General features: G+C 58.3%; 3 protein-coding genes. 1 reads left to right on the top strand and 2 read right to left on the bottom strand.

The annotated features are described in order from the left end of the window. Positions 1-356 (bottom strand): sodium/sulfate symporter (locus tag EOM25_12250; protein ID NCC25943.1); only part of this gene is annotated, 356 nt, incomplete at its 3' end. Positions 357-423: 67 nt separating this feature from the next. Beyond that, complete coding sequence (locus EOM25_12245) at positions 424-978, bottom strand: hypothetical protein (protein ID NCC25942.1); 555 nt, start codon at positions 976-978, stop codon at positions 424-426. A gap of 402 nt (positions 979-1,380) precedes the next feature. Here EOM25_12245 and EOM25_12240 point away from each other — a divergent pair, with 402 nt between their 5' ends. Next, positions 1,381-3,903, top strand: a complete 2,523-nt coding sequence (locus EOM25_12240; GenBank protein ID NCC25941.1) for an AAA family ATPase — start codon at positions 1,381-1,383, stop codon at positions 3,901-3,903. The last annotated feature ends 931 nt before the right edge of the window (positions 3,904-4,834 follow it).

Below are 4,834 nucleotides of genomic sequence, written 5' to 3'. Positions count from 1 at the left end.
AACATGATGATCATCAGAACGAACATGACCGTCTGGTTGGCGTAGGGAGCCCAGGCCGCCGATGACTTCGTGACCTTGAAAATGATCATAAGGGCCGTGGCCAGAAGGGCCGTAACCCCGATGGGGATGGCCTCGGAAATCCACAAGAACACGATGGGTATGAGAATGGCCGCCAGATTCTTTCCTTCCACAGTAAGATTTTCTGGCCTGGGCAGGAAGTAGATCAAAAGAAACAGGCCCAGGGCAATCAGCAATTTGATGATTATGCTCTTGCCGGACTGGGTCGGGCCTTGGGGTTCTTCCTCATGCACGAGAAGCTCGTCTGGGGATGTTTCACGCACGTCTTGAGCACTCATGGATGTCTCCTTATTTCACATTTTTTGTGTTTTATTGACGAATGAAGACCCACAACCGGAATGCCGCCTAGAGGCGACAAACCTCTTTGATCCTTCTTTGGATTTCCTTGTATACATCGGAAAATCGCAACAGCCCGACGAGTTTTTTGCCGTCCATGACGAACAGGGAGTCATGCTTGAACATGACGAAACGGTGGAATGCGTTGTTCAGGCCTTCTTCCTGATCAATGATCTGGGAGGTTTTGGGAGGTTGGATGAAATCCTTGACCTGGACGTCCTTGGCCTTGACGCACAGGTCGTCCAGGGGTTTGGCCCAGAGCCGAGCCTGGGTTTTCATGGCGTTGATGACGTAGTCGTAATCGCCGACATAGGCGCTGGCCTGCTCGTCAACGATATTGTCATAATTGGGCTCCAGGCCCCGGACCACATCAAGAGGCGAGAGTTTGCCCACTACCTTGTTTTCGCTGTCCGTGACCAGGACGATGCGCTGCTCCCTCTTGCCGGCCAGAAATTCCTCCTGGGCCCGTTCCAGGGCCATGACCGCCCCCGAAAAGGTGGCCGTGTCCGAGATTCTGGGGAACTTGCCGATGGGAACTGTGAAATCCTTAACGTATGCGTTCATTGTTCAGCACTCCTTGTGGGTTGGTCCCGGGCCGAAGGATTGTGCACCCTCCTTCAATCCAGGCATCGCATGTGTAAGCTCTAGCTGCCGAAACCATCGCGCAGCATGGCCTCAGGATATCAAGAGCCGTGCCAGAGTTTTTTGCTCGATATCAAGAATTATTATATAACAACTTGAAAAATAAGTTAATAATCTCAAGAAAACTCTAAAAATGATCTTGGAAATGAATTTCTCGCACGAGTCACCCCGCTTGAATTTCCTTTTTCAATGTATCGCGAAAAGGCCTTGCCAGGCATCACGTCCAGGGATATGGGACAACTTGCGCGACTAAAGAGTATTTTTTGCGGGATTTGCGACTTCGGATATTCAGCCTTGGCAGATTTTCTAACGGCGGGGGGAAACATGAAGCGGCTGTTGGCAGTGAAAGACAAACTGCTCCGGCGATTCAGGCGGGTCCCGAGTCGCCGCAAACTCAGGACCAGACTGATGCTCGCGCTCATCCCAGCGGCTCTGCTCGTTCTGGCCCTCATGGGACACATGACCTACTGGGCCTCGTCCGAGTTCATCGCCCAGGCCCTGGAGCGGAATTCACGGCTCCATGCCACGACCACGGCCCACGGCATTGAGGCCTGGCTGGAAACAACCCGACAACATCTCCTGTATGCCGCCCGTGAAGGATTGAACCCGAAGGCCGTAGCCGCGTATTTCGCTGCGGCCCGGGAGCTGACCGGAGCTGAATATCCTGAGTTCGGCTTCATTCCCAGCGGCCAAGGAAACCCGTACACCTTCGTCACTCAGGGTCCGGCTACGGTCCGGCTTCCCGATGAGAAAATTTCCGAGATTCGTCCCGGTCCGGCCCTCCTTTACGATCGTCTCACAACCCTGAAGATGGGACAGGTTTGGGTATCGGACTTTCGAGAAATCGAATACCCCTTCCCATCAGACGACAACCCCCACGCCCGCGTAGCCGTCCAGGCCTTTCGCATGGCCACGCCTTGCGGCGAGGGCGACCGGGTAGACGGATATCTGTATCTGGCGGTGGACGCCAAAAGCATCAGAGATATCCTCTCCCTCTACGAATCATCCTCATCGCCAGTCCGGGCTTTCGAGCGCCATCCAAAATTCATCCGCTACAGCTTCTTCCTGGACACCGACGGCTGGATTCTGTTCCAATCCGAGGCGATCATTTCTCCCGAAACGCCCTTGGGCACCCTTCAGGCTCGCGAGGCCTTTCTGGGCACTCTGGGCAGACCGGATCTCCCCGTAGCCTTCCGGCCATCGTCCTCGGAGGAACTTTATTGGCGTATGGTTGAGGATATCCGCGCCGCTCGCCCCGGTCTGCTGCGCAGAACAGGCCACAACGACCGTTCATCCCCCTTCAGGGAACACTCCCTGGCCTACGCCCCGGTCCGACTCAGGGCCGCTCCCGACCAGCATGAGCTGATCATAGGAGGTGTGGGGTACGAGGATAGAAGCGTGCTAGTCGATGTCGCCGGGTACAAGCACATCGACGTCATGCTCTTCATCAGCGCTGTTTCTGTGGCCATGCTCATCCTAGCCATCGCCGTGGTGGCCAGAAATACGTCGCGCGGCCTCATGGATCTGGCCGAGGCCGTGGAAAAGGTGAAGGAAAAGGGGCAATGGGAGGAGGTCCGCCTGGAAGCCAGCGGATACGAGGTCGAGGTCCTCAAGAACGCCATCAACTCCATGATCGGAACCATTGAGGATCAGATGGCCCAGATCAGGACCAAGGACCGTGTTATTGAGTCCGTAGCCCTCAAGGAGCCGGTCCATTTGGCGGCCGATCCCCACGACCAGAACCACGACAAGATTTTTCCCGAATTCATCGGCGCTGGGCCGCTCATCCACCAAATGAAGCGGGACATCGCCAAGGCCGCCCAGGTCGATGTGGACGTCCTTGTCGAAGGGGAAACCGGCACGGGCAAGCAATTGGCCGCCGAGGCCGTGCACCGCCTTTCCAAACGTGCGAACAAGCCGTTCATTTCCATCAATTGCGGAGAATTGGACGAAAATTTGCTCTTAGACACCCTTTTCGGACATCTCAAGGGTGCCTTCACCGACGGCAAGGGCGACCGTCGGGGGGCCTTTCAGGAGGCAGACGGCGGGACCCTCTTCCTGGACGAGATCCAGTCCTCTTCCCTCAAGGTTCAGCAGGCTCTGCTCCGGGCCTTGTCTCTGCGCAAGATCAGACCTCTTGGCAGTGACAAGGACATCGACGTGGACGTTCGCCTGATCACGGCCACCAACACCGATCTCAAGGCCATGATCAAGCAGGGTTCGTTCCGGGAGGACCTCTACTACCGGCTCAAGGTCGTCACCATCCAGACCCCGGCCCTTCGCCAGCACCCCCAGAACATTCCTGTTCTGGCCCTGCATTTCCTCCGGGAAGGGGAGAGGATGGCCGGCCGCAAGGGCATGACCTTGTCACGAGGAGCCATGGAGCGGCTCATGGGCCACTCCTGGCCGGGCAACATCCGGGAGCTCAGGCACATGATCATCACCGCTGCGGTCATGTCCGAGAATCCGGTCATCCAGGCCGACCAGATGGGCCTGGACCCCCAGGAAGAAGTCCAAAAGAGGATTGTCGCCGAAGAGGACCGGTTTCGAGGCGAAATTTCGTCTGAGGGCCAGGACCAGATCGAAACCGGAACGAACCACGAGGAAGGCCAGAAAATTTCTGACCTGCCCGGGGACCTGAACCCCAGGCAACTCCTGGCTCTGCGCCACGCCCGAAGGACAGGAGAAATAACCGGCAAGGAACTGGTCGATCTTCTGGAGGGGACCATATCCAAGCGGACCGCCGGCTACGACATCCAGGATCTGGTGGCGAAAGGTCTTTTGGTCCGAGTCGGCCGGGGGCCCTCGACCCGTTACGTGCCCACAACGGCCGAAAACAAAGGCTGACTAGTCGCCTACACGGCCATGATCCTCTGCCGCTCGGCCCCGATGGCACCCTGACGGCAGGCCGAACCGTTCATGAACACGGCGCTGTGCCGAGACTGGACCGCGAGGGATTCCCCCAGACCGACCGAGCAGGAATCCAGTATGGCCTGAACCAGGGCCGCCGTGGCCTCTTTCGGGCTGAAATCCGGCTCGTCTGCAGCATCGCCGTCAAAGACGCCCCGAAGAGGGCCGGTTTCCAGGGTCCGCCGGAGAACGACAGACTCTTCCCCGGCCGCCAGACGCCACGCCATGGCTAAGGCCTCGTCCATGGGCCCGGCAGAGTCCGTCAGCCACCCCACCGTGTCTTGGGCCTTGCGAGGTCGCCCTCCCAAAAGCAGGGACCGGATTTTGGCCCAATGTTCGGAGGGGCTCTTGCGAAACAGCCAATGGCAACCGTCCATGCCTGGAACCACGGGCAGGGTGACCTCGGGCATCCCCAGCAGGGCCTCCTCCACGGCCACGACGAAATGGCAATGGCTCATGAGTTCGAGCATCCCGCCCAGGCAGCGCTTGCCGCCGATGAAGCCCACCGAGACCCGGAAATCGTTGTGCAGCCGACGTGCCGTCCCGGTCCAGGCCAGACAGATCGCTTCCCCCTGGGCCTGATCGTCGAGGCAGTCGAAGAACTCGGCCGTGTCCGCCCCCACCAATTGGCTGGCCAAATGAAAATCGCCCGACAGGATGACCCGCTCGATGCCCTTGCTCAAAAGCCAGTCCATAGCCCGGTTGAGTTCACTGTCCATGTCCCGGTTGTAGGCCTCCCGGCCAAGGGTGATGAGCCCGATTCGGCCGTCGTGCTCGGCGTTGACGTACAACTGGTTCCACTCCTGACTGTCCATGGCCTTGAAGACCTCGGCATGCCAAGGTGAAAGGGCTGCCTCTGGTTCCAGAC

This window comes from Deltaproteobacteria bacterium (genome assembly GCA_009929795.1).
Classification (GTDB): Bacteria; Desulfobacterota; Desulfovibrionia; order Desulfovibrionales; family Desulfomicrobiaceae; genus RZZR01.
Note: the sequence above shows the minus strand (reverse complement) of the source record. Positions and strands in the feature narration are given on the sequence as shown.

What these genes read in the sequence shown, in the direction of transcription:
- EOM25_12245 (NCC25942.1), bottom strand. Translation starts at nt 978, where the DNA reads ATGAACGCATACGTTAAGGATTTCACAGTTCCCATCGGCAAGTTCCCC.
- EOM25_12240 (NCC25941.1), top strand. Translation starts at nt 1,381, where the DNA reads ATGAAGCGGCTGTTGGCAGTGAAAGACAAACTGCTCCGGCGATTCAGG.